Origin of the sequence: Sphingopyxis panaciterrulae, from assembly GCF_014199295.1 — a bacterium.
GTDB classification, from domain to species: domain Bacteria; phylum Pseudomonadota; class Alphaproteobacteria; order Sphingomonadales; family Sphingomonadaceae; genus Sphingopyxis; species Sphingopyxis panaciterrulae.
Window position 1 is genome coordinate 1 of the sequence record NZ_JACIJH010000033.1, and the last position, 2,529, is coordinate 2,529.

Annotated in this window: 2 protein-coding genes; both read left to right on the forward strand. The window is 67.5% G+C overall.

The window, feature by feature from the left end:
• Positions 1 to 125: 125 nt before the first annotated feature.
• Entirely contained in the window at positions 126 to 1,034 is a 909-nt protein-coding gene (locus tag FHR21_RS20620; RefSeq protein WP_184101817.1) for a tyrosine-type recombinase/integrase, read from the forward strand.
• Positions 1,035 to 1,039: 5 nt separating this feature from the next.
• Entirely contained in the window at positions 1,040 to 2,230 is a 1,191-nt protein-coding gene (locus FHR21_RS20625; protein WP_184101819.1) for an IS91 family transposase, read from the forward strand.
• The last annotated feature ends 299 nt before the right edge of the window (positions 2,231 to 2,529 follow it).

The following is a 2,529-nucleotide window of genomic DNA, read 5'->3' on the forward strand; positions in this document are numbered from 1 at the left end:
TGCACGAACCGCTCCGCGGATTGGTGCTAGCCTCGATGTAAAGCGGCCCGGCGAGCGCCGCACCTGATTGAACGTGGGCTGCCGCAGGCAGACCCTTTCGGCTCCTTTACCTGAGGAGTCGAACGATGAACGAGCTTATCCAGATTGGTCCGATCAGCCCGCTGCGCCAGCGGCTGATCGACGACATGACCATGCGGCGCTTCTCGAAGGAGACGCAGCGTAATTATCTGCGCGACGTCGGACGGTTCGCGACCTGGCTCGGGCGCTCGCCGCACACCGCGAGCGCGGAGGATGTCCGGCAGTTCCAGATCGAGCAGCAACAGGCGGGCGTCCCGGCGCCGACCATGAACAGCATCGTCGGCGCGCTGAGGTTTTTCTTCACCCACACGCTCGACCGGCCCGATCTTGCGCGCAAGCTCGTCCGCACCAGGCAGGTGCGCAAGATCCCGGTGGTGCTGACGATGGCCGAGGTGAAGCGGCTGCTCGATGCGACCCGCTCCCTCAAGCACCAGGCGGCGCTGTCGGTCGCCTATGGCGCCGGGCTGCGCGTCGCCGAGGTGTCGGCGCTGAAGGTCAGCGATATCGACAGCAAGCGGATGCTGCTCAGGATCGAGCGCGGCAAAGGCGGCCGCTACCGCAATGCCATGCTGCCCGACGGCCTGCTCCTGCTCCTGCGCGACTGGTGGCGCGCCGGACGGCAACAGGGTATCCTCGCTCCCGACGGCTGGCTGTTCCCCGGACAGAGCGCCGCGGCGCCGATCAGCACGCGCCAGCTCTACCGTGTCGTCGTCGAAGCCGCCGAGGCCGCCGACATCGACAAGCGCGTCGGTCCGCATACGCTGCGCCACAGCTTCGCCACCCACCTGCTCGAAGACGGTGTCGATATCCGCGTCATCCAGGCGCTGCTCGGCCACGCCAAGCTGGGCACCACCGCCTTCTACACGCAGGTTGCCACCAAGACCGTTAGGTCGATCGTCAGCCCGCTCGACAGGCTCGCGCTCGCATCGCCCAGCGAGGAAGCGCCCGACGGCTGAGGTCGATGCGCGCCTCACTCGAGGTCGCCGACATCTTCCGTGCCGCGGGGCCTGCCTATCGCATGGCCCATGCCGGGCATCTGAGCCTGCATCAGCTGGGGATCATGTCGGCGATCGAGCATTGCCGCACCGCCGCGCTCGGCGGCCACGTCGAGGCCTGTACCGACTGCGGCCACTGGCGGATCGCCTACAACAGTTGCCGCGACCGGCACTGCCCGCGGTGCCAGGGCGCCGCCGCGCGCACCTGGCTCGAGGCGCGCGAGGCCGATCTCCTCCCGGTCGGCTACTTCCACGTCGTCTTCACCCTTCCTGCCGAGGTCGCCGCGATCGCCTATTACAACAAGGCGCTCGTCTATGACCTGCTGTTCAGGGCCGCGGCCGATACGATGCTGACCATCGCCGCCGACCCGAAGCACCTCGGCGCCCGGATCGGCATCACCGCCGTCCTCCACACATGGGGCTCGGCGCTGACCCATCATCCCCATATCCACATGATCGTGCCCGGCGGCGGCCTATCGCGCGATGGAACACGCTGGATATCCGCGCGCCCCGCCTTCCTGCTGCCGGTCCGCGTTCTCGGCGCCCTCTTCCGCCGGCTTTTCCTCACCCGGCTACGTGCGCTGCACGATGCCGACAAGCTCGCATTCTTTGGAAGCCTCACGCATCTCGCCGAACGACGCGCGTTCCTGCGGCATCTGTCACCGGTCCGGAAGAAGCGCTGGGTCGTCTATGCCAAGCCTCCCTTTGCCGGCCCCGAAGCGGTCCTCGCCTATCTTTCGCGCTACACCCACCGGGTCGCCATATCGAACAGCCGCCTCCTTCGGTTCGACGAGGCCGGGGTCACCTTCCGCTACAAGGATTACCGCAAGTCTGGCGAAGGACGGCAGCAGGTCATGACGCTGGCCGCCGACGAGTTCATCCGCCGCTTTCTCCTCCACGCCCTGCCGCGCGGGTTCCACCGGATCCGTCACTATGGCCTGCTCGCAAGCGCCAGGCGCAAGGCTCATCTCGAACGCGCACGCCGCCTGCTCGATGTCGCACCTCCGCCGGTCGAGGAACCACCCGAAGAGCCCGACGTCCATCCCACCTGTCCGTGCTGCGGCGGCAGGATGATCATCATCGAAGTCTTCGAGCGCCGCTATCAGCCTCGCGCGCCGCCACCGTCCGTGGTCGCATCCGGGACACCTGCGCCGTGACCCGGCACGGCCTGGCACCGACACGATCCAGCGCACACCCGCGCCTGGAAGCGGCCCCCCTCGCGCCGGTGCTGCTCATAAGCGGACGTCGCCCGCCTGAAATCGGACGGTCGGACTTTCCGCGTCCGCTTTTACGATCCATATCCCGACGGTCCGCTATCGCGCACGTCCGCTTCTGGGCAACCCTCAGCAGCCCCACGACCCGCACCAAACAGCTTTCCCCATAGCTCAGCCCATGACCACCGCGGTTCGGGCACCGAAGACTTTCCGACGCCTGGCGGCGTCCGAAACTCTAAACG